The organism is Kribbella sp. NPDC055110 (assembly GCF_053607525.1).
The window spans coordinates 25,179-46,112 of the sequence record NZ_JBSGTS010000036.1 but is presented as its reverse complement, the minus strand read 5'-3'; the positions used below and the strand labels follow the sequence as shown (position 1 = coordinate 46,112).

The window sequence follows — 20,934 nt, the reverse complement described above, 5'->3', positions numbered from 1 at the left end:
AAGGAGTGTTTCACGCAGTACGCCGGATACGACCGGCGTACTTTGCTTCAAGGGCGTGGTTGTGTTCGTCGCCGCCCGGAATGTTCGCGGACAAGTAGACCGGCGGCGTCTCGCCGGCCTCCGTCAGCCGGCGCAGTACCTCGGCCACCAGCATCTGCGCGATCAGGGCCGCGGTGATGGAGGACACGGCGCAGACCTTGCCGCCGTCGGGCAGGTCGAGCACGGAGTCGCCGTACGGCGCCTGGTTGTCGAGCACCACGTCCGCGAAGTCGATCAGCTTCTTGCCGGACGGGTGCCGCGAGTCCATGCCGCCGGTGTGCTGCAGCGAGGTGATCGCGATCAGCGGGTGACCGTGCTCCTTGACCACACTCGCGAGTTCGACGATCGAGCCGTTCACACCGGAGTTCGAGGCGATCACGAACAGGTCGCCCTCGCGGGCCGCGGACAGCTCGTAGAGCTTGCGGGAGTACGCCGGGTCGCGCTCGAGCTCCGCACTGCGCAGCAGTTCCGGCGGCTCGCCACCGAGCAGCACCAGGTCGCGCAGCGCGATCCGGTTGGACGCGATCAGTCCGCCGGCCCTTCCGGCGATCTCCATCGCGAGGGCCTCGGAGTGCCCGGAGCCGAAGGCCTGGATGACGCCGTTCGCGCGCAGCGAGGTGGCCATCAGGTCCGCGGCCTGCTGGATCGGCCCGTCGATCTGGGTGGTGACGGCGGCCAGGATCGGCATCAGCGTTTGAACATACGCCTGCGCGCTCACGCCAGTGGATTCCCCCGTGTTACTGCTGGCCATCAACGGCCCACCCCTCGACTAATCTGCTCGCCAGCGACACTCCAAGTGCCGACAAATGCGCAAGTTTGCGGTTTGCTGGACAGAACTTTTCTCAACTCGTAGCTAAAGTCAAGGCTCATCCGTGTGATCTCCCCAGATCGGGACCGTTGCGTAACCTTGTTTCCTTGTGCTTACTTAAAGGCTCTTTCGAGCAGTTTGGAGCATTGCGTATGTCGGTCGAACGCCCACTTCCGAACGTTGACGCCGCACCTGTCGACTCGGTGGTCCTGATACCTGCCGGACCACTGGTCCTCGGCGGCGACCTCGGCGGCACGTCCACCCGGATCGTGATCGCGGACTCTGAGGGCAACGTAGTCGGTCGCGGCGCCGCAGCGGGAGGGAATCCGACCAGTCATCCCGCAAGCGCGGCGGCCAACTTCGGGCAGGCCCTTCACGCCGCGCTGTCCGAGCTCGACCCGACGGCCGTCAAGGCCGGAGTGGTCGGGATGGCCGGCGGCGTGGCGCTCGCGCGGCCCGACGTGGCTGCGCAGTTCGAGGCCGCCTGGACCGGCGCCGGCCTCATCGTTGCCCCCGACTACATCGGCGATCTCGAGGTCGCTTTCGCCTCAGGTACGCCGGAACCGGACGGAACCGTGCTGATCGCCGGCACCGGCAGCAACGCCGGCCTGGTGCGCAATCATCAACTGCTGCGCACCGCGGGCGGACACGGCTGGCTGCTCGGCGACGACGGCTCCGGCTTCTGGCTCGGCCGGGAGGCAGTGCGCAGTGTGCTGCAGGCGCTCGATCTCCGCGAGCCACTCGGGCTGCTCGGGCAGGCCGTCGTACAAACAATCCTGCCCGATCGGGACGAGCATGCAGTTGCACACCGTGAAGGATACGACGCATTGCGTGATGATCTGGTAAGGACCGTCAACAGCCGGCCACCGGTGTTGCTCGCGGAACTGGCGCCGGCGGTCATGGCGGCGTACGCACAGGACGACGAGACCGCGCGGGCCCTGGTGAAACGCGCAGCCGAATTGCTCACAGAAACCGCCGCCCGCCTGAAGACAACGTCGGACAAAGGCCCAATGGTGCTCGCCGGCAGCGTCGCCGGTGAATCCTCACCCGTCGGCCGGCTGATCCGTCAATACTTTGCCGGCGACGTCCTCACCGCCCGAGACGGAGTCGGAGGCGCCACCTGGCTGGCCCTAGGCACCCTCGACCCCGCCTTGGCCACCACCCAAAACCACCAACGCCTAGTCGAACACTGAGACTGGGCGGACTTCTACTGCGTAGAAGCCTGCTTCTGGGATGGTGGCGGCTACTTCTTCGGCTCGTTCCTGGCTGGCTACGTCGATGAGGAAGACGCCGGCCAGTTGCTCCTTGGCCTCGGAGTACGGGCCGTCGGTGGTTGCTCGGACGCCTTCGCGGACCCGGACGACGCGGGTCTTCGCCGGTGGGTCGAGGGGGACGGCGGTGATCAGTTCACCGCTGGCGTCGAGGTCGGTCAGCAGGTTGTCGAGCTGCGCGGCGAGCGCGTCCCGAGCCTTCTTCGGCAGGGCCTTGCCCTCCTCGGTGTGCAGGAACGACGGGTGACCCCAGGTGATCGGGTTGCTGTGAATCATCAGCAGGTACTTCATGTCCGGTGTCCTTTCGGGCAGGTACTGGATCTTCGCAGCAGAGGTCGGAGGCATCCGGCAGCACTCGACATTTCGCCGTTTTATGGTGAACGGCATGGACGAGATCGACATCCGGACAGCCGACGGGCGAGTCCTGCACGCGTACGACAGCGCGCCTGGCGACGACGGGCGGCTGACGGTCGTCTGGCACCACGGCACGCCGAACCTGGGGACGCCGCCGGCGCCGCTGTTCGAGGCGGGTGAGTGGCTCGGCATCCGGTGGGTCTCGTTCGACCGGCCCGGGTACGGCGGTTCGACCGCGGCACCGGGCCGCACGATGGCGTCGGTCGCGGCCGACCTGACCGCGCTCCTGGACCAACTCGGGATCGACACCTGCGCGCTGATGGGCTACTCGGGCGGCGGCTCGTACGCACTCGGCTCCGCCGCAGTCCTCGGCGAGCGAGTCGAGGCAGTCGCCACCTTCGCCGCAATCGCGCCGTACGGCGTTGAAGGCCTCGACTGGTACGACGACATGATCGCGTCCGGCCGCGCCTCACTGGAGGCTGCCGCGACGGGTCGGGCGGCTCGACTGCGCAACGAGGCAGTCGAGTACGACCCGGAGTTCACCGAGTCCGACGTCGCGATGTTCGACGGCGAATGGGGCTGGCTCGGCTCGGTCGCCGGCGACAAGGCCATGCCCAACGGCCCCGACGGCGCCGTCGACGACGACTGCTCGTACGTCGTCCCGTGGGGCTGCGACCCGGCCACGATCACCGCCCCCACCCTCCTGCTCCACGGCACCGCCGACCGCATTATCCCCAGCTCTCACGCGGACTGGCTCGCCGCCCACGTCCCCACCGCCGAGCTCGCCCTGCGCCCCGGCCTCAGCCACATCTCGATCCTCGCCCACGCCGAGCCCGCCCTCGAATGGATCCGCGACCGAACCGGCTGAACAGATGCGCGCTCTCGACAGGTAGAGCACCCCGAGACACCGTACGCACCAACCACCGCCACGCTCAGGTGCACTACCCATCCGCCTGATACCTCCTGTCCAGCTGCACATCGCCCAACATTCCAAGCAATGGCTTGACATCGAATTCAGGCTGCTGCATATTCCAAGCATGTCTTTGGAGAAGGATTCGCGGCGGGCTCGATTGCTCGATGATCCGCTGGCTATCCGGGCGATGGCGCACCCGGTGCGGCTGGATCTGCAGTCGCTGCTGGGGCGAGAGGGGCCGCTGACGGCGGCCGATGCGGCGCGGCGGTTGGGGATCAGCCAGGCGTTGGCGTCGCATCACCTGCGGCAGTTGGCGAAGTACGACTTCGTGGAGCCGGCGCCGGGCAAGGACAACCGGGAGCGGCCGTGGCGTCTGGTGTCCACGTCGCAGTCATGGCGAGATGCGGCCGCGACCCCGGAAGGTGCGGCCGCGGCCGACGTACTCGAGCAGTTGCTGGCCGAGCGAGCGCTCGACTCCCTCAGCCGATGGCAGCAGCAGCGAACCAGCGAGGACCCGGTCTGGCGGGACAACTCCGGCATCGGGCAGAGCGGGTTCTACCTCACCGCCGACGAGCTCGCCGAGCTGGTCACCCAGGTTGACGCGCTGTTGCAGCGCTGGATCGACGAGCGGCCCATCGACGACAAGTCCACGCGCCCGTCGGGGAGCCGGCATGTCTCGTTCACCCAGATCGTCACCATCACGCCGGAGCCGGAGGAGTAGCAAATGAAGGACTTGTGGGGCGTCCTCGCGCGGCAGCGTGACTATCGGCTGATGCTCAGCGCCGGCCTGATCTCGCTGACCGGCGACTGGTTGCTGCGCACCGGGCTCGCGTTCCAGGTGTACGTACTGACCGGCTCGACCCTGGCCTCCGGCGGGCTGCTACTCGCCTCGTTCCTCCCGGCCGTACTGCTCGGCTCGCTGGCCGGCGTCTTCGTTGACCGGTGGAACCAGCGCACCACGATGATCGTGACGAACGTGCTGAACGCCGTCGTACTCATCCCACTGATCGCCGTCCACGACGCCAGCACAATCTGGATCGTGTACGCCGTCGTACTGGCACAGAGCTGTCTGCAGCAGTTCTTCACGCCGGCCGAGCAATCGCTGGTCCCGCTCCTCGTGAACTCCGAGCAACTGGTGACCGCGAACGCACTGAACAGCCAGATCCGCGACCTCGCCCGCCTCGTCGGCGCCGCGCTCGGCGGTGTGCTCGCGGCCGTCGGCGGACTCACCCTGCTCGCCGTCGGCGATGCCGCGACCTTCCTGATCGCAGTCGTCCTGGTCGCCGCGATGCGGCACCGTCAGGAACGACCCGAAACCAAGGAAGAGACCGCGGGCGGTGCGATCAAGCGGCTGAAGGAGGAGTGGACCGATGGGCTGCGGCTGTGCGTCTTGGGTCCTGCGATGCGGCTGTTCTTCGTGTTCTGCCTGGTCACCGGGGTCGGTGAAGGGATCATGAGCACGCTGTTCGCGCCGTTCGTGAGCGCCGAGATCGGCGGCGACGGGAAGGTGTACGGCCTGATCGTGTCCTCGCAGGCGATCGGCGGGATCGTCGGCGGCCTGGTCGCCGCCGCGATCGGCTCCCGCTGGCCGGCCGCGACGCTGTGGGGCATCGGCGCGTTCGCGTTCGGCCTGATCGACATCGCCCTGTTCCTCTACCCGTTGGCGTCGACCAGCGTGATCCCGGCGTTCGTCTGCATGATCGTCGTCGGCCTGCCCGGCGCGCTCACCATCGCCGGGATGATGACGGTGTTCCAGAACCTCACGGTCGACGGCACCCGCGGCCGCATCTACGGCGCGGTCGGCGCTGCCGAAAGCGTCGCGGTCCTGCTCGGCATCGCCGCGGGCGGCCTGCTCGGCGACGCCGTCGGCATCATCCCGATCCTCGTCTTCCAGGGCCTCGGGTACGTCGTCGGCGGGCTGGTCGTCCTCGCCCACCGTCACGTCATGCCAGAACCCGTTACGTCCGAAGAACCGAGGGCCATAGGCCACACTTCTTCGGACGTAAGCGTTGGATGATCAGTCGGCGGCGGGTTCGGGTTCCTCGGCCGGAGCCTGCTCCGACGGGTTGACCAGGTGCAGGCGGACGCGGGCGACGCGGCGGCCGTCCATCTCGGTGACGGTCAGGGTGTGGGCGTCGATCGGGACCTCGTCACCGGTCGACGGAACCTTCCCGAGCCGGGCGGCGAGGAACCCGCCGACGGTTTCGTAGGGTCCGTCGGGGAGCTCGATCGTGGTCGCGTCGGCGAAGTCGTCCAGGTTCAGCAGCCCGTCGACCTCGATGTCGCCGCTGCGTAGCCGGGTCGTCTCGGCCGCCTCCTCGTCGTACTCGTCCTTGATGTCGCCGATCAGTTCCTCGACCAGGTCCTCGAGCGTGACGATGCCGGCGGTGCCGCCGTACTCGTCGAGGACGATCGCGAGGTGCGTGCTGCGGCGGCGCATCTCGGTCAGCGTCGGCAGCAGTTTCGCGGTGTCCGGCAGCATCAGGACCTCGCGCGCCAGGTCGCCGACCCGCACCGAGCGGGTCGCGACCGCCGGGTCGAACAGGTCGCGGACGTGCACGAAGCCGACGATGTCGTCGGCCGAGCCGTTCATCACCGGGTACCGCGAGTGCGGCCGCTCGGCGGCGAACTTGACCGCCTTGTACGCCGGCATTTCCGCGTCGACGAAATCCACCTCGGTGCGCGGCAGCATCAGCTCGCGCAGCTGGCGACTGCCGGCCTCGAAGACGTCGTCGACGATCTTGCGCTCTTCCTCACCGAGCGACTCGTGCGCGGAGATGACGTCGCGCAGCTCCTCGTCACTCATCACCTCGCGGTTCGCGTTCGGGTCGCCGCCGAGCGCGCGCACCACCAGGTCGGTGGACCTCGACAACAGCCAGATCACCGGCCGCGCGCCGGACGCGATCCGGTCGACCAGGGGCGCCAGTCCGAGCGCGAACGTCTCGGCCCGCTGCAGCGCGAGCCGCTTGGCCGCGAGCTCGCCGAACACGATCGAGACGTACGAGATCAGGATCGTGATCAGCACCAGCGCAACGGTGCCGGCGACACCCTCGGGCAGCCCGAGCTTCTGCAGGTGCGGGGAGAGGCCGTCGGCGAGTGTCGCGCCACCGAACGCGGCGGACAGGAAGCCCATCAGGGTCACGCCGATCTGCACGGCGGACAGGAACCGGTTCGGGTTGGCGGCCACCTTGGCGACGATCTCGCCGCGCCGGCCGCGGTGCGAGAGCGCCTTGAGCTGACTCTCCCGGAGCGAGACCAGGGCCATCTCGGCCGCGGCGAAGACCCCGCCGATCAGCACGAAGACCAGAATCAGGACGATATTGAGCAGGGTGTCGTTCATGGGTCGGGTTTCCTAGCGCCCTCTCGTCGACGACCGAGAGGGCGGGCGTTGGGCGTAGTCGTCCATCGACCAAGCCTAGGGCATGTCCGTGGCCCGTCGTGCGTGTTCGAGTTTGTCGGTTTATGATGATTCGTGGCCGGACGCGTCGTACGGCCGGGAGGGTCACACGATGAACACACCGCGCGGTGTACGCCGTACCGACACCAGACTGTCGGACGGCCGCGAGCTGATCTACTACGACCCGGCCGACGCGCCGGCCCGGGTGCCGCTCGCGGACACCCGCGGCCTGCCCGCGCCGCAGCCGCAGGTCGAGCTGCGCACCGATCCGCTCACCGGCGACGTGATCACCTACGCCACCCACCGCAACACCCGGACGTACCTGCCGCCGGCCGACCAGTGCCCGCTGTGCGCGAGCAAGCCGGGCAACCCGACCGAGATCCCGGACCACGACTACAACGTCGCCGTCTTCGAGAACCGGTTCCCGTCCTTCGCCGGCCCGGGCCGGACCGAGGTGGTGTGCTTCACCAGCGACCACAACCGGTCCTTCACCGATCTGTCCCAGGGCCAGGCCCGGCTGGTCGTCGACACCTGGGCCGACCGGACCGCCGAGCTCGGCGGCCGCGACGACGTCGAACTGGTCTTCCCGTTCGAGAACCGCGGCCGCGAGATCGGCGTCACGCTCAGCCACCCGCACGGCCAGATCTACGCCTACCCGTTCATCCCGCCGCGGATGCAGAACCTGCTGCGGCAGGCCCGCAAGCACCAGGAAGTTGCCGGTAGCAACTTGTTCGCCGATGTCCTGGCCGCGGAACGCAAGGAGGGCACGCGGGTCGTCGCCGAGAACGGCAACTGGACCGCGTTCGTCCCGGAGGCCGCGCGCTGGCCGGTCGAGGTGCACCTGTACCCGCACCGGCAGGTCGGCGGCATCGACGAGCTGTCGGTCGGCGAGCGCGACGACTTCGCCGAGCTGTACCTCGACGTCCTCAGCCGCCTCGACGGCCTGTACGGCGAGCCACTGCCGTACATCGCCGCCTGGCACCAGGCCCCGGTCCGGATCGACCGCGAGCTCGGTTACCTGCACCTGGAGTTGTTGTCGATCCGGCGGGCCAAGGACAAGATCAAGTACCTGGCCGGCTCGGAGTCCGGTATGGGCGCGTTCATCAGCGACACCCGGCCCGAGGACGTGGCCGAGACCCTGCGGAAGGTGGGCTCGTGAGCTTTCAGGACGTTTTCGGTACGTCGCCCGACGGCAGTTGGCGCGCTCCGGGCCGGGTCAACCTGATCGGCGAGCACACCGACTACAACGACGGCCTCGTACTCCCGATCGCGCTGCCGAACCGCATCCTGGTCACCGCCTCGAAGCGGGACGACGGCCGGATCGCCGTCGCGTCGAGCGGGCAGCGCGGCGTCATCGAGTTCGCGATCGACGAGCTGGCTCCGGGCTCGGTCGGCGACTGGGCGGCGTACCCGGCCGGTGCGGCCTGGATCCTGCGGGAGTCCGGCTACCCGATCGGCGGCGCGAACCTGCTGGTCGAGTCGGACCTCCCGTCCGGTGCCGGCCTGTCGTCGTCGGCCGCGCTGCTGTGCGCGACCTCCGTGGCCCTGCTGGGTCTGCGCGGCCTCGAGGCCGACCCGGCCGAGATCGCGCGGCTCGCGCAGAAGGCCGAGAACCAGTACGTCGGTGCGCCGGTCGGACTCATGGACCAGATGGCCTCGATGTGCTGCACCGAGGGTCATGCGCTGTTCTTCGACATCCGCGCGATGTCCACCGACCAGATCCCGTTCGACCCGCCGGCCGATGAGCTCGCGTTGCTGGTCGTCGACGTGAAGGCACCGCACCGGCACGTCGACGGCGAGTACGCCGCGCGCCGGAAGAGCTGCGAGCAGGCAGCAGCCGAGCTCGGCGTACCGGCTCTGCGTTCGATCGCCTTCGAGGACCTCGACGACGCGCTCGCGCGGTTGTCGGACGACGTCGTACGGCGGCGTGTGCGGCACGTGGTGACCGAGATCCGCCGGGTCGAGGACGCGGTCGCCTTGATGCGCGCCGGCAAGCTCCGCGAGGTGGGTCCGCTGTTCACCGCGTCGCATGCCTCGCTGCGCGACGACTTCGAGATCACCGTGCCGGAGCTCGACGTCGCCGTCGACACCGCGCTGGAGGCGGGCGCGCTCGGTGCCCGGATGACCGGCGGCGGCTTCGGCGGTTGCATCATCGCGCTGGTGGAGGGATCGGCTGCCGACGCCGTGCTGTCCGCGATCGAGAAAGCGTTTGCGGAACGCGGTTTCTCGGCACCGAGCTCACTCGCCGCAACACCGTCAGCCGGCGCGTCGCGCGTCAGCTGAGCCCACGCCGCGGATCAGCGGGGTTTCAGGAAGCGATGACGAGTTCGCAGCCGGTGTCGCGCATGGCCTTGCGGGCGGCGGTGGTCAGGCCGTTGTCGGTGACGATCACGTCCAGGTCGGACCAGGTCGCGAACGTGCTCAGGCCGACGGTCCCCCACTTGGTGTGGTCCGCGACCACGACCACCTCACGACTCGCGGCGATGAACGACCGGTTGGTCTCGGCCTCCATCAGGTTCGGCGTGCTCAACCCGTGCTCGGCGTCGACGCCATGCGCACCCAGGAACAGCAGGTCCAGGTGCAGCGACGCCAGCGCAGCCGTCGCGATCGGGCCGACCAGCGCGTCCGACGGCGTCCGGATGCCGCCGATCAGTACGACGGTGCGGTCCGAGCGCCCGTTGCCGTGGAACACGTCGGCGATCCGCGCCGAGTTCGTGACAACCGTCAAGTTCTCGACACGCAACAGCTGACGAGCCAGCGCGTACGTCGTCGTACCCGCGCCGATGCCGATCGCGCTGTCCGGTTGCACCCGGGTGGCGGCCTCGGCCGCGATCGCCTGCTTGGCGGCGGACTCCTGGGTCAGCTTGGCGTCGAAGCCCGGCTCGTGGGCGCTGCGCAGGCCGACCGAGGTCGCGCCGCCGTGCACCTTGTGCAGCAGACCGCTGGAGTCCAGGGCGTCCAGGTCGCGCCGGATCGTCATGTCCGAGACCCCGAACCGGTCGACCAGTTCGGCCACCGTGATCGCGCCCCGGCTGTTGACCTCGGCAACGATCGTGGCCTGCCGCTGGGCGGCGAGCTGGCCGCCGCGGCCGCGGGGCGCTTCTGCTCCGGCTGCGTTCACGTCCACAGAATAGTCTCCGTAGCACGGAAATGTGTTGCCCGGCCGGTGGCAGCGCGTCACCCTGAAGCATGCGATTTCCCGAGGACGTCCCGGTGCTGACCGACGGCGTGGTGACCCTGCGTGCGCACACGGCCGACGACGTCGATACGGCGTACCGGATGTGCCAGGACCCGGTGATGCAGGAATGGACCACGATCCCGGTCCCGTACCTGCACGAGCACGCGGTGAACTTCCTCACCGAGGTGGTCCCGGCCGGCTGGCGCGCGAACACTGCATGGGCCTGGGCGATCGAGTACGACGGGAAGTACGTCGGCACCGTCGACCTCCACGACGGCGAGGGCGGTGTCGGCGAGGTCGGGTTCGCGGTGTCGGCCGACGTCCGCGGCAACGGGGTGATGACACGCGCGCTGAAGCTGGCGGTGCGGTACGCGTTCGACGTCCTCGACTGGAAGCGCGTGATCTGGCGCGCGTTCGTCGGCAACTACGCGAGTCGCCGCGTCGCGTGGAAGACGGGATTCCGTGGCCTGGTGACGATTCCGGGCGGTGGGCGGTCGCGCCGCGTACGGAAGGACGAGTGGGTCGCGTCGATCGGACGCGACGACGAGCTCGAGCCGAAGGGCAACTGGTGGCGGGTTCCCGTGCTCGAAGGGGGCTCGATCCGGCTGCGGGAGCTGCGTGCGTCGGACGCGCAACGGGTGATGGAGTCATGCGCCGACGAGCGGACGCAGCAGTGGCTGACGGGCATGCCGTCGCCGTACGGAATCGACGACGCCAAGGGGTTCATCGCGAGTCGGCCGGGCGCCTCGGCGAGCGGTGACGCGGTCACCTGGGCGGTCGCCGACGCGGTCACCGACGAGCTGCTCGGCAACGTCAGCATCTTCGGCCTGAACCACCGGATCGACAACACGATCGGCGAGATCGGGTACTGGATGCACCCCGACGCGCGCGGCCGCAAGGTGATGTCGACCGCGGTCCAGCTGGTGATCGGGCACGCGTTCCGGCCGGTCGAGGACGGCGGTCTGGGCCGGCGCCGGCTGGTGCTCAAGTGCGCCGACGTGAACGCGGCGTCCGCGCACGTTGCCGAGGCCAACGGCTTCACGCGGGTCGCCAATGAGCGCCTCGCCGACCCCCGCCGCGACGGCACGTACGACAACCTCCTCACCTACGATCTGCTCGCCACCGAACACCTCGCCGACTGACTTCTCAGCGGCCCTGGTGACCGGCTGCAGGCAGTGGTTTACGGCGAGTTGGTGACAGACGACACCGGTTCCCCTCGCCGTCGCGCTGCCGGGCTGCTTGAATCGACGGGTGAGAGATCGTGAGGAACTCGTCCGCCGTTGGCAGGCCGGGTGGTCCGTCTCGCGGGGCTGGACCACGGTTGAGGACGACAACGACGGCATCCTGATCGTCCGGGCAGGTGAGGAGAGCCGGCCGACGGAGTACGTCGTACTGGATGCCGACGACAAACCGGAACGGGTGGAACGCGCCGCCCAGCTGGCCCTCGCCGACGGCGGCGGGCGCGGCTCGGGGTGGATCACGCTGGCCACCGACGACAAGGAAGCCAGGATCGAGCAACTGGAGGAGCTCGGCCTCGAGGTCCAGCAGGACCAGGACTGGCTGATGACCATCCAGCTCTCGGAGCAGCCGGCACTGAAGCTGCACGAGCGATATACGTTGCACACCGAACTCGAGGACGACCTGATCATCACCCGCGCCACGATGCACGGCGGAGTGGTGTCGAGCGGCCGGATGGCGGTCGTCGGCGAGGACGCGGTCGCGGACCGGATCGAGACCGACCCGGCCCACCGCCGGCGCGGACTCGGCAGTGCCGTGATGGCCTCGCTGGTCGAGGCGGCCGCGGCGAAGGGTGCGAAACGCGGCATCCTGATCGCGTCGATCGACGGCCTGCGGCTGTACCGGAGCCTGGGCTGGAAGGTGATCGCGGACATCGTCATCGCTCGTTCACGCTGACGTTTGAAACGCCCGTGATAGTCAAAGGTTCGTGAAGGGCTGCCGGCTGCACGCGTGGGCAAGCGCTGCCCTGGGCAAGGCTGCACATCATGACGAACCACAGACGGTCCGCCGGCAACGGTGTGGCCGGTCCCCTCATCGCTTCTCTGTCGGCTCTCGTACTGGTGGCCGGCATCGGGTGGTTCGTACTGCGTCAGTCGGACAGCGGCAAGGTGACGAGCCAGTCGGGGCCGATCACGTCGCTGGCCACCGCGAGCGACGACGCGTCGGCGACCACACCGGTCCATCCGGCAAGTCCGTCGTACACGCCTGGCCGCACGGCGACGAGTGTGACGCCGAAGCCCACGCGGACGACGTCGGCGCCGAGCCGGGGCAGCACGCGGACTCCCAAGCCCAGCACGTCGACGTCCTCGCCGAAGCCGAGCCACTCCGCGACCCCGACGCCAACACCGACGCCGACCAAGACGCCGACCAAGACGACGAAGACCTCGAGGCCGACCAGTGGACCGGCTGAGGCGCAGGTCCTCGACCTGACCAACCAGGAGCGAGCGAAGGCCGGCTGCGGACCGTTGCGGACCAACAAGTCGCTGGTGCAGGCAGCCGAGGCGCATGCCGCCGACATGGTCGCGCAGCACTACTTCGCGCACGACAGCCTGGACGGCCGCAGCCCGTTCGACCGGATGAAGGCGGCCGGGTTCCGGGGCGGCGCGATGGCTGAGAACATTGCCGTCGGCTACACGAGCGCGGCCTCGGTCGTGAAGGGCTGGATGAACAGCCCGGGGCACCGCGCGAACATCCTCAACTGCAGCTACACGATGATCGGCATCGGGTACGACAGCGGCCAGGTGAAGCCCGACTGGGGCAACGGCAGCTGGGTGCAGGACTTCGGCGGCTGACCGGGTTACCGCGGCGTTCAGTCAATCGTTTTCTTCAGGATTCGTTAAGAGGGCAGTCGCCTCCGTAACGATGACCTTGCACGTCGGTTAAGGTCGCTGTTCGGTGAGACCAGGGGGGACCTGGCTGGACCACGGGGAACGACGCGCATTCGGTACGACGAAAAAACGAAGAGGATTCGCCCATCCCATGACGGATTCGCCCTCCCCCCGGCGGCACCGCGGCAGTAGACGAGCTCCCCGGCGGAGCCGTGGCCTCGTCGCGCCGCTCGTCAGCGCGCTCTCGGTCCTGGTCGCGATCGGACCGGTGGTCTGGTTGATGTCTCGCGACACCACGAAGGTCGACGCCACCGACGTGCAGTACGTCAACCAGAACACTCGCGTCGACGGCGGATCGGCGGTCGAAGGTACGACAGCCGGCACCCCGCTGATCACCATCACGAAGACCTTGCCGAACGGCCGCACGACCACGGCGGTCCTCGGTACGCCGGCATTCGGCGCGGCCGCATCCACTTCCGCGACGCCGGCCAGCCCGGGTGCGTCGAGCGATACGCCAAGCAACGTGCTCACCACACCGACGGTCGGCGTGACCACCGTGACGGTGCCGCCGACAGCGCCACGCCGTACGCCGACGCAGACCGGCAAGCCGACGAAGACCGCGAGTACGACGCCGACGCGGACACCGACCCGTACGCCGACCAAGACCCGGTCGACCGACCCGACGCCGAGCGAGACCACGCAGCCACCGACCGGTGGCGGCGGGACGAACACGCAGGAGCGGCAGGTCCTCGAGTACACCAACCAGATCCGTGAACAGCAGGGCTGCGGCCCGCTCCGGCTGGACAGTGCACTCGTCGAGGCCGCCGGCAAGCACGCGTCCGACATGGTCCGCCGGCACTACATGGACCACACGAATCCCGACGGACAGGACCCAGGCGACCGGATGGCGGCCGCCGGGTACCGCGGGTCGAGCTGGGGCGAAAACATCGCGGCCGGCTACGACAGCGCGCAGAAGGTGGTCGCCGCCTGGATGCAGAGCGACGGGCACCGCAAGAACATCCTGAACTGCCGGTTCACCACGATCGGCATCGGGTACGACCCCGGCCAGGTGCGGTCGGACTGGGGACCGGGCAGCTGGGTCCAGGACTTCGGCAGAAGCTGAGCCGGGTAGCCATCGTGGTTGTCATCGTCTCCAGAACACCGAGAGTGGCCAGAACGTTGTTCCAGGGCCACAATGTCCGGCCGATTCACGGCCGGTCGCGGCGGGTAGATCCGTCCTTGTCAAGTTGCCGGACGTTCCTGGGGGGCTCCGGTGAGACGACGTGTGAGGCGTCTCGATCTGGCGAGGCACGTCTTGGGGGCGCGACTTTGAAGGGAACAACGAAATAATGTCCGAGTCCGGCAACGGCCGGTACAAACCACGCAGGAAAGCGACCCGAGCGGCCTCCCGTTCGTCGCGTTCCGGCAACCGGCCCACTCCGCCGCCCGCGGAAACCACCCCGCCCGCACCACCCGAACCGCCGCGCTACGCGCCGCGGACCAGCGACGAGTCACCGTTCTGGGCCAGCGCGCCGAAGGGCGCGACGTCCAGCGAGTCCCCGTTCTGGGCCGGTGGCAACCAGTCGCGTCCCGCCACACCCCAGTACGCTCCGCGCGGCGCCCTGCCCAGCTACACCGCACCCGACACCGAATCCGGCCTGCCCATTCGACCCGCCGAGGAGCCGGCCGCGGGTCTCGGGAACCGGCGGCCTGCTGGTGGTACGCCGTCGTGGGTCGACCAGTCGATCGCGGGCACAGACCCCGAACCCCCGACCCGGGCCCGCCGAGCCGCCCGCACGGAAACCCCTGCGGAAACCCCGGCCCCCCTCGGTGAAACCGCCGGCACCTGGTCCTCCCGCCGAGCCGCCGACGACTGGGCCTCCCTAGGCAGCGCCCCCACGAGTGCCACGGAGACACCTGCCTCGGGCCTCGCGGCACGCGCGAGCACCACCCGCTCAGCCGCAGAAGACCTAGCCACAACCACCGCCCGCCGTTCAACTGCACGGCCCGAAGCAGCAACCACAGGAGCCGACGCACCCGCGTTCGGCATCGGAGCAGCCGACGCACCCGCGTTCGGCGCCGGAGCAGCCGCAACCGCGTTCAGCCTCAGTGGATCCAGCGCAGACGCATCCAGCGCAAGCACCTCCGCTGGGGGCACGTCCGGCGCAAGCACGTCTGCTGCCGGTGCTGGGTCTGAGGTTGGTGGGGCCGAGCATGTTGCTGCTGCTGCTGGTGCCGGTGGGCGTGGGGCTTCTGGGCCAGGTCGGCCCGGGTCCGGCGGTTCTGGGTCCGGCGGTTCTGGGGGTGGCGGTAACGGGCCGGGGCGGCGTACTGCGGCTCGGTCGGCGGCGGCGGGGCGGTCTGCTCGCGGTCGTCGTACGGCGATTGCTATTGCTTCTGTCCTGCTGGTGATCACGCCGATCTCGTGGATCCTGCTGCACCAGCCGCAGAACGACGAGGCCGACGCATCCATCCCGATCGTCACCCGCACCGACGACACCTACATCACGCCGACCACCAAGGCAGCCGTCGCGACCCCGTCGGCCCGAGTCACCGTCCCGCCAACGGCGACCCCCACGGCCACCCCGACCAACACCCCGTCGGCAACCCCCTCGAACACTCCGACGAACACACCGACCGACACACCGACGGACACCCCCACCAAGTCCTCCACAAAGATCCCGACAAGCGCGCCGACCTCGGCCCCGACGACACAGCCCACCACGGCACCAACCACGCCGGGCCGCACAGTCCCCACCCCCACACCGACCGAGACCACGACAACCCCGCCACCCCCGGTCGACGGCGGCATGGACTCGAACGAGCAGCAACTGTTCGACCTGATCGACAACGCCCGGGTGAACAACGGTTGCGCCCGCCTGAAGGAAGACCCGAGCCTCACCAACAGCGCCGAGGCGACAGCAGACGGCCGCGCCAAGTCCGGTGACAGCTTGAACAGCGGCTCGGGCTCGCAGGTCGGTGCCGGTGGTGACGGCATGACCGCGCAGCAGGCCTACAACCAGCTGATGAACAGGTACAAGAGCACGGTCCTCGACTGTGGTCGCACAACGCTGGGGGTAGGCATGAAGTCGGCCGACCACAGCACCGGCATTCTGTGCCCGCTGATCTGCGGTTCGGCCAAGCGGTACGCGTGGGTGGCTAACTTCTCGTAGGTGCGGAGCTGGACGCAGGCATAACCCCCTCGGGCGGGCCCTTGGGCCGCTCGAAATGGGGTTTATGCCTGCGTGGCGGTTCGGGCAGTGCGACCATGGGAGTGAGGACCTGGTCCACCCTGCGGGAGGTTGGATGTTTGAGCGTGATGAGGTGGATCGGGAGGAGCCGGCGCATTTCGGGATTCATCCGGATGCGCTGGCCGAGGAGCGGCCGGATCCGCGGCCCGAGGAGGCCAGGCGGATGGGGTTGAGCCGGCACACCGAGGAAGGCGCGGTGCTCTACTTCGCGTCGTCGCTCGATCGCGGTAAGCCTGCGCACCGGATGATGGCCTGGATCCTGCTCGTCACGTTCGCCGCGCCGGTGATCTACATCCTGCTCGTGCTGTAGAACTCCTGCCGGTGCCGCTGCGGCGTCGTACCGAGCAACCCGTGGAAGTGGTGCCGGAGCGCGTCGCTGCTCCCGAACCCGCTCTCCGTCGCCACCCTCTCAACCGACAGGTCCGTTGTCTCCAGCAACAACCGCGCCCGGTCCAGCCGCTGCCGCAACAACCAGGCCTGTCCCGAGCTCCCGGTCCGCGCCCGGAACTGCCGGGTGAACGTACGTCGTGACATCGCCACCGCTCCCGCCCATTCGTCGAGCGACACCGGCTGGTCGAGCCGTGCCCGCGCCCACACCATCGCCTTCTCGATCACGTCGTCGGCAGGGTCGGGCGGCACCGGCACCGGGATGTACTGCGCCTGCGATCCGCTCCGATGCGGCGCCACCACGATGTCCCGAGCGACCTGTTCCGCCATCTCGACCCCGTGATGCGTGCGGACGAGATGCAGGCAGCAGTCCAGCGAGGCCGCCGTACCGGCCGACGTGACGAGGTCCCCCTGATCCGACCACAGGACGTCCGCCCGCACGTTCAACGATGGGTACCGCGACCGCAGCTCGTCGGCGAACCGCCAGTGCGTCACCACCTCACGTCCCTCGGCGATCCCGCTCTCCGCGACCAGGAACGCCCCGACGCACAACCCGACCACGGTCGCGCCCCGCGCATGCGCCCGCCGGATCGCGTCCAGCAGTACGTCGGACGCGACCAAACCGGGCTCCCAGCTCGGCAGCACCACGACATCGGCCCGCTCCATCGCCTCGAGCCCGTGGTCAACCGTGATCCCGAAGCCGGCGCTGGTGGCGAACGATCCCGGCTCCTCTGCACAGACGAGTACGTCGTACCGGTCCGGCAGCCCGCGGCGTTCGCCGAGCACCAGGCACGGCACGGACAGGTGGAACGGGCTCATCCCGGGATACGCGAAGACCGCGACAGTACGCATGGACACAGTATGGCCCGATCTTCAGGAACTGTGACTCGCGGGCCAATGGTGAGACGGTCCGCGAGGCCGGAGGATCGTCCTCATGAAGATCACGCACATCGGCGGCCCGACCGCCGTCCTGGACCTCGGCGGCCTCACGTTCCTGATCGACCCGGCGTTCGACGAGCCCCGCGACTACCAACTCCCGGGTCGGGTGATGACCAAGCTGACCGGCCCGGCGATCCCGGCCGCGGAGCTCGGCCCGATCGACGTCGCCCTGGTCTCGCACGACGAGCACAAGGACAACCTCGACGACGCGGGCCGCGCGCTGCTGCCGTCCATCCCGACCGTCCTGTCGACCCCCGGCGCGGCCGTCCGCATCCCCGGCGTCCGCGGGCTGAAGAACTGGGAGTCGATCGACCTGCCCCGCCCGGACGGCGGCGTCATCACGGTGACCGGCGTACCCGCACTGCACGGCCCGGAAGGCGCCGAGGCGGTGGTCGGTTTCGTCACCGGATTCATCCTGCAGGGCGAGGGACTCCCGACGGTCTACGTCTCGGGTGACAACGCGTCGCTCGGCCTGGTGAAGGAGATCGCGGACCGGTTCGCGCCGATCGACGTCGCCGTACTCTTCGCCGGAGCGGCACGGACCGGGCTGCTCGACAACGCCAACCTGACCCTTACGTCGGCGGACGCGGTCGAGGCCGCGCGAATCCTGGATCATGCGACGATCGTCCCCGTCCACACCGAGGGCTGGACCCATTTCAGCGAGGGCCCAGAGCAGTTCGTCGCTGCGTTCCGTGACGCCGGACTGGAGGATCGGGTCAGGCTGCTCGAGCACGGCGTCGCGACGAGCCTTGATTGAGGGCTTGACGAGCACGGAGCGTGACGGATAGCGTGCGTGCGCCGGGGGGAACCGGCAGTTCGTATTCATCGGGCCGGGGGGAGTTCGGCCCACTGCCTAGGGGGTCATTCCTTTGTTCGCACGACGCTTTCGCGCGCTCTTTTCCGCTGCCACGGCCGCCGTGGTGCTGGCCGGTACGGCGGCCCTCGCACCACTGCCGGCCGATGCGGCGATCACCGTCGTCCTGGGCGGTATCCAGTACGACCCGCCGGGTGCGGATGTCCGCACCAACGCCCAGCTGAACAACGAGTTCTTCACGGTGCGCAACCTCAGCTCGCGGCCGATCAACCTGTCCGGGTTCCGGGTTCTGGACGTGGCCAACCACCTGTTCGTGTTCCCGCGCGGCTACGTCCTGCCGGGCCGGTCGACCGTGATCGTCCGGACCGGCAAGAACCGCAACCGCGCACTCACGCTGTACTGGAACCAGAGCTGGTACATCTGGAACAACACCGGCGACACCGCCCGCTTCCAGACCCCGGCCGGCAAGACGTTCGACACCTGCACCTACAAGGCCGTCACCGGCCGCTACCGGGTCGCCTGCTAGCGCACCTGCTACCGTCCGTCGGGCCCGGGGTCGGTGCCGTCTGGGATCCATTCGGAGACGGTGATTTCGTCGCCGACCCGAATGTTGCCAGGGGCAAGCACTGCGCCCTTGACGCCGAAGCTGACCCCGCCGCCGTAGGCGGGTTCACGCCGGTACGTCGCCAGCGTCCGGGTCGGTTCCGGCCCGGACTTGGCGCCGGTCGCCTGATCCACGGTCGGCACCGCGCACCGGATCCCGCGCGCGGAGTACCCGATCTCGACCGCGCCTGCGGTCATCCGGAGCACCTTGTCCTCGGTGTGCGGCTCGTCCCACCCGGAGACGACCAGGTTCGGGCGGAAGCGGTTCATCGGGATCGCGCTGCCGCCGTGCTCGAGGATGCGTGCGTTCAGCCCGTCGAGTGACGACTGCGACGTGATCATCAACGCGTGCGCGTCGCCGTACCCGGTCAGCCCGCGATGCGCGCCCCACCCGGGCCGCTCGTGCTCGGGCGTCACCCGAACCAGGGCCGCCGGCGCACCGAGGCGCGCGGTGAACCACTCGTCCGCGGCCGGATCCTGCACCACGCCCTGCCCGAACCACTTCTCGAAAAGGCTGACGTCACGCCGCTTCCCGTCGTACCGGATCTCGATCTCGAGGTCCGGGGCGCCGGGCGCGGACAGCTGAAGCGCGTCACCCGCCAACGAAGCACGCAGCGTAGCCATGGCGGGCAGCTTGCGTTGGCTGAGGAACGTCCCGTCGGGCTGGACGAGCATGAACAGGCGGTCGTTCAGCAGACCGGTCGGTCCGACGTCGGCGCACTCGACGGGGATCCCGGCGAGGCCTTTCACCGGGTAGTAGGCCAGGGCGGCAACCTTTGCGACAGACACAGGCACCAGCCTAACCGGCCTTGCTCTGTTGAAACATGTTGAGTTATGTTTGAACACGTGGAGAACGTCGCAGCTTTCGCCGTCGCCTTGGAATGGGTACGTCGTCAGGCGGGTCTGAGCTACCGTCAATTGGCGGATCGCGCGCACTACTCGCACGCACATCTGATCCGCGCGACCAGCGGCGAGCATGTCCCGACCTGGGATGTGGCGGCCGCGTATCTGACCGGGTGCGGAGTGCCGACGGATCTGCTCCCGGTCTGGCACCGGCGATGGCAGCACGCGAGTCGCGACCCGCGCGACATCGTCGGCCTCTTGGAGAACGCGTCGAACCTCGAAGACCTCGGAGTCGCGCTAGCGGCGCTAGCGCGGCCGCGATCCTTGCGAGCGCTGGCGCACGAGACCGGGATCCCGCGAGCGACGATCCAGGCATGGCTCCAAGGCACCAGGCTCCCCGGCCAGGACCGACTCGATCACCTCGTCCGCACGATCGGCGCCACACCGGCCGAGCGCGCTGCGGTCGCCGAAGCCGTAGAACGTCTCAGCTCCGGAAGACTGAGGCCGGCGCCCGCGGCGTGACGAAGCCTTCCGCGTCGGTCAGGGGCACCGCTTTCCCGGCGAGCTCCTGCAACGGCATCACGTCGTACGGCGGTTGCGCCCGCCTGCCCGCATCCGTCAGGTCGGGCAAAGGCTGCGGTGACGCCACCATGATGACGTTCCCGAACCCCTTGCCCCGCAGGATCTTCCGCTCCGCGAGGACGACACCCGCGCCGATCACGTCGCCCACGGTCGCCGCCGTACGCCGGATGAACGGCAGGCCGGCCTTCCCGTCGATCAGGTTCGCGATCAGTACGCCGGTGGGTCGCAGCACGCGAGCACACTCCGCGAAGAACTCGGCCGTCACCAGATTCGCCGGCACCGCCTCGTGCTCGAACGCGTCCAGGATCACCAGGTCCATCGAGTCGTCGTACAACTCGGTGATGCCCGCCCGCCCGGTGACCGGACGGACCTTGATCCCGGACCGCTTCGGCAACGGCAGCGCCTCGCGGACGAACTCGGTCAGGTCCTCGTCCGGTTCGAGCACGATCTGCCGGGACCGCGGCCGCGTCACGGCGACGTACCGCGGCAGGCTCAGCGCGGCGCCGCCGACATGCGCCACCGCGACCGGCTGACGCCGTGGCGCGATCGCGTCCACGACGTCACCGATCCGGCGCATGTACTCGAACGACAGGTTCCCCGGGTCGGCCAGATCGACCTGCGACTGCGGCGAGCCGTCGACCCGCAGCACGAACGTCCCGTCCGCCTGCGCCTCGACACTCGCCATCCCCGACCCGGTCCGCCGCTCCAC

The 20,934-nt window shown here is 69.0% G+C and carries 23 protein-coding genes; 16 read left to right on the top strand and 7 right to left on the bottom strand.

What is annotated here, in order from left to right:
* Positions 1 to 10: 10 nt before the first annotated feature.
* Complete coding sequence (locus tag ACWF0M_RS34940; RefSeq protein WP_452240031.1) at positions 11 to 790, bottom strand: sugar isomerase domain-containing protein; 780 nt, start codon at positions 788 to 790, stop codon at positions 11 to 13.
* 209 nt (positions 791 to 999) lie between these two features.
* Here ACWF0M_RS34940 and ACWF0M_RS34935 point away from each other — a divergent pair, with 209 nt between their 5' ends.
* Complete coding sequence (locus tag ACWF0M_RS34935) at positions 1,000 to 2,040, top strand: N-acetylglucosamine kinase (protein ID WP_452240030.1); 1,041 nt, start codon at positions 1,000 to 1,002, stop codon at positions 2,038 to 2,040.
* Here the strand turns inward: ACWF0M_RS34935 and ACWF0M_RS34930 are convergent.
* Positions 2,026 to 2,409 (bottom strand): YciI family protein, encoded by a 384-nt coding sequence (locus ACWF0M_RS34930; RefSeq protein ID WP_452240029.1) that lies wholly within the window; start codon positions 2,407 to 2,409, stop codon positions 2,026 to 2,028. The genes ACWF0M_RS34935 and ACWF0M_RS34930 overlap by 15 nt on opposite strands.
* Before the next feature lie 94 nt (positions 2,410 to 2,503).
* On the opposite strand from ACWF0M_RS34930, the gene ACWF0M_RS34925 reads away from it, so the two are divergent.
* The 3 genes from ACWF0M_RS34925 (at position 2,504) to ACWF0M_RS34915 (ending at position 5,402) form a co-directional block, all read left to right on the top strand.
* Entirely contained in the window at positions 2,504 to 3,340 is an 837-nt protein-coding gene (locus ACWF0M_RS34925; protein ID WP_452240028.1) for an alpha/beta fold hydrolase, read from the top strand.
* Positions 3,341 to 3,509: 169 nt separating this feature from the next.
* Positions 3,510 to 4,106 (top strand): ArsR/SmtB family transcription factor, encoded by a 597-nt coding sequence (locus tag ACWF0M_RS34920; protein ID WP_452240027.1) that lies wholly within the window; start codon positions 3,510 to 3,512, stop codon positions 4,104 to 4,106.
* Positions 4,107 to 4,109: 3 nt separating this feature from the next.
* A complete protein-coding gene (locus tag ACWF0M_RS34915; RefSeq protein ID WP_452240026.1) occupies positions 4,110 to 5,402 on the top strand; it encodes an MFS transporter in 1,293 nt (430 codons plus the stop codon).
* Here the strand turns inward: ACWF0M_RS34915 and ACWF0M_RS34910 are convergent, their stop codons facing one another.
* Positions 5,403 to 6,725 (bottom strand): hemolysin family protein, encoded by a 1,323-nt coding sequence (locus ACWF0M_RS34910; RefSeq protein WP_452240025.1) that lies wholly within the window; start codon positions 6,723 to 6,725, stop codon positions 5,403 to 5,405.
* 169 nt (positions 6,726 to 6,894) lie between these two features.
* On the opposite strand from ACWF0M_RS34910, the gene galT reads away from it, so the two are divergent.
* Positions 6,895 to 7,941 (top strand): galactose-1-phosphate uridylyltransferase, encoded by a 1,047-nt coding sequence (galT, locus tag ACWF0M_RS34905; protein ID WP_452240024.1) that lies wholly within the window; start codon positions 6,895 to 6,897, stop codon positions 7,939 to 7,941.
* Entirely contained in the window at positions 7,938 to 9,065 is a 1,128-nt protein-coding gene (galK, locus tag ACWF0M_RS34900; protein ID WP_452240023.1) for a galactokinase, read from the top strand. Before galT ends, galK begins: the two co-directional genes overlap by 4 nt.
* 25 nt (positions 9,066 to 9,090) lie before the next feature.
* Here the strand turns inward: galK and ACWF0M_RS34895 are convergent, their stop codons facing one another.
* Positions 9,091 to 9,903 carry a DeoR/GlpR family DNA-binding transcription regulator gene (locus tag ACWF0M_RS34895; RefSeq protein ID WP_452240022.1) on the bottom strand — a complete coding sequence of 271 codons (813 nt, stop codon included), beginning with the start codon at positions 9,901 to 9,903 and terminating at the stop codon, positions 9,091 to 9,093.
* A gap of 68 nt (positions 9,904 to 9,971) precedes the next feature.
* Here ACWF0M_RS34895 and ACWF0M_RS34890 point away from each other — a divergent pair, with 68 nt between their 5' ends.
* The 7 genes from ACWF0M_RS34890 (at position 9,972) to ACWF0M_RS34860 (ending at position 16,367) form a co-directional block, all read left to right on the top strand.
* Positions 9,972 to 11,102 (top strand): GNAT family N-acetyltransferase, encoded by a 1,131-nt coding sequence (locus tag ACWF0M_RS34890; protein WP_452240021.1) that lies wholly within the window; start codon positions 9,972 to 9,974, stop codon positions 11,100 to 11,102.
* 109 nt (positions 11,103 to 11,211) lie between these two features.
* Positions 11,212 to 11,874: a GNAT family N-acetyltransferase gene (locus tag ACWF0M_RS34885; protein ID WP_131285961.1), complete on the top strand. Its 663-nt coding sequence runs from the start codon at positions 11,212 to 11,214 to the stop codon at positions 11,872 to 11,874.
* Between the two features lie 89 nt (positions 11,875 to 11,963).
* Positions 11,964 to 12,770: a CAP domain-containing protein gene (locus ACWF0M_RS34880; protein WP_452240020.1), complete on the top strand. Its 807-nt coding sequence runs from the start codon at positions 11,964 to 11,966 to the stop codon at positions 12,768 to 12,770.
* A gap of 187 nt (positions 12,771 to 12,957) precedes the next feature.
* The gene (locus ACWF0M_RS34875; protein ID WP_452240019.1) at positions 12,958 to 13,929 is read left to right on the top strand and encodes a CAP domain-containing protein; all 972 of its coding nucleotides are present in this window, start codon (positions 12,958 to 12,960) and stop codon (positions 13,927 to 13,929) included.
* 1,091 nt (positions 13,930 to 15,020) lie between these two features.
* The gene (locus ACWF0M_RS34870) at positions 15,021 to 15,218 is read left to right on the top strand and encodes a hypothetical protein (protein ID WP_452240018.1); all 198 of its coding nucleotides are present in this window, start codon (positions 15,021 to 15,023) and stop codon (positions 15,216 to 15,218) included.
* Positions 15,215 to 15,979, top strand: a complete 765-nt coding sequence (locus tag ACWF0M_RS34865) for a hypothetical protein (RefSeq protein WP_452240017.1) — start codon at positions 15,215 to 15,217, stop codon at positions 15,977 to 15,979. The genes ACWF0M_RS34870 and ACWF0M_RS34865 overlap by 4 nt, the downstream gene beginning before the upstream one ends.
* Before the next feature lie 133 nt (positions 15,980 to 16,112).
* On the top strand, positions 16,113 to 16,367 hold the full coding sequence (locus ACWF0M_RS34860; RefSeq protein WP_452240016.1) for a hypothetical protein: 255 nt from the start codon (positions 16,113 to 16,115) through the stop codon (positions 16,365 to 16,367).
* Here ACWF0M_RS34860 and ACWF0M_RS34855 read toward each other — a convergent pair.
* Positions 16,346 to 17,296 carry a GlxA family transcriptional regulator gene (locus ACWF0M_RS34855; protein WP_452240015.1) on the bottom strand — a complete coding sequence of 317 codons (951 nt, stop codon included), beginning with the start codon at positions 17,294 to 17,296 and terminating at the stop codon, positions 16,346 to 16,348. The two genes, ACWF0M_RS34860 and ACWF0M_RS34855, sit on opposite strands and share 22 nt — an antisense overlap.
* An 82-nt stretch (positions 17,297 to 17,378) precedes the next feature.
* On the opposite strand from ACWF0M_RS34855, the gene ACWF0M_RS34850 reads away from it, so the two are divergent.
* Positions 17,379 to 18,140, top strand: a complete 762-nt coding sequence (locus ACWF0M_RS34850; protein ID WP_452240014.1) for an MBL fold metallo-hydrolase — start codon at positions 17,379 to 17,381, stop codon at positions 18,138 to 18,140.
* A 112-nt stretch (positions 18,141 to 18,252) separates the two neighbouring features.
* Entirely contained in the window at positions 18,253 to 18,723 is a 471-nt protein-coding gene (locus ACWF0M_RS34845) for a lamin tail domain-containing protein (protein WP_452240013.1), read from the top strand.
* Positions 18,724 to 18,731: 8 nt separating this feature from the next.
* Here the strand turns inward: ACWF0M_RS34845 and ACWF0M_RS34840 are convergent, their stop codons facing one another.
* Entirely contained in the window at positions 18,732 to 19,589 is an 858-nt protein-coding gene (locus ACWF0M_RS34840) for an MOSC domain-containing protein (RefSeq protein ID WP_452240012.1), read from the bottom strand.
* 57 nt (positions 19,590 to 19,646) lie between these two features.
* Here ACWF0M_RS34840 and ACWF0M_RS34835 point away from each other — a divergent pair, with 57 nt between their 5' ends.
* Positions 19,647 to 20,165 carry a helix-turn-helix transcriptional regulator gene (locus ACWF0M_RS34835; protein WP_452240011.1) on the top strand — a complete coding sequence of 173 codons (519 nt, stop codon included), beginning with the start codon at positions 19,647 to 19,649 and terminating at the stop codon, positions 20,163 to 20,165.
* On the opposite strand, the gene ACWF0M_RS34830 is transcribed toward ACWF0M_RS34835, so the two are convergent.
* Entirely contained in the window at positions 20,128 to 20,934 is an 807-nt protein-coding gene (locus ACWF0M_RS34830) for a spermidine synthase (RefSeq protein ID WP_452240010.1), read from the bottom strand. The genes ACWF0M_RS34835 and ACWF0M_RS34830 overlap by 38 nt on opposite strands.